This window comes from Streptomyces sp. NPDC033229, from assembly GCF_055576875.1.
On record NZ_JBVIQR010000224.1, the window covers coordinates 1 to 1,003 of the forward strand.

Here is a 1,003-nt window from a genome sequence, read left to right on the forward strand (position 1 = left end):
CCTCGATGAGCTTGTCGATCTCGGAGATCTTCTCGTTGAGGGCGATCACCTCCTTCGCGAGGGTGTGCACCATCTTCGCGATCACCCTCTCTCCGACGACGGCCGTGTACTGCCGCTCGGCGGCCTCGACGGCCGCGGTGGCGAGGGCTTGGGCGCTGCGGACCTTGCGGTTGCGCAACCAAGTCGTCAGGCGGCTGGTGCCGACGCGGCGGATGGCGGCCGGGCTCTGGTAGCCGGTCAGCAGGACCAGCGGTCCAGCGTTGTTGACATCCAGGGCACGTTCGAGGGCGGGGAACATGCTGGTCAGCGTGGACCGGAGCCGGTTGACCGTCCGGGTTCGGTCGGCCACCAGATCTGCTCGGTGGCTGGTCAGGAGCTTCAGCTCGATGGTCGTCTCGTCACCCGGACGGATGGGCTGGAGGTCGCGGCGCATGCGGGCTTGATCGGCAATCACACGCGCGTCGCGGGCGTCGGTCTTGCCCTCGCCCCGGTAGGCGTCGGTGGCACGGTTGACCATGCGTCCGGGGATGTAGAGAAGTTCTTGACTGTGGTTGACGAGCAAGGCGATCAGCAGGCCGGGCTCACCGCCGGTCATGTCCATCGCCCAGGTCACCCCGTCTTCGCCAACCAGGTCGAGAACGTCGCCCAGGAGCTGGAGGAGCTCCGGCTCATCGTTGGTCACACGCTGCGACAAGAGCGTGCCGCCCTCGGCGTCAAGGACTACGCAGTGGTGATGGGTCTTGCCGCAGTCGATCCCGGCCCATATCCGGCTCATCGTGCTCCAGTCGCTCGTACCTGCACCTCAGACCACAGACGACCTCGCCGGCATTGCTCTACGCAGCGACCTTCTCGCACTTCCCAATCGGCGGCCGAGTCGTCGTGGGAAGCCGGGCGGCCAAGCGGTCTGAGCCACGGACGGCAGCCGCATGAAAGCCACACCCAGCTCCCCTGGGTGCCACAACCCTACGAATGGCTGGGGCAGACCCAGGAAGAAGGTAGAGCC

At 66.5% G+C, this 1,003-nt stretch carries 1 protein-coding gene; it reads right to left on the reverse strand.

Going from position 1 to position 1,003, the window contains the following annotated elements; translation table 11 throughout:
* Positions 1–775, reverse strand: a 775-nt coding sequence (locus ACZ53N_RS37545) for an IS110 family transposase (protein WP_469145158.1), incomplete at its 3' end; no start/stop codon positions are given.
* Positions 776–1,003: the final 228 nt, after the last annotated feature.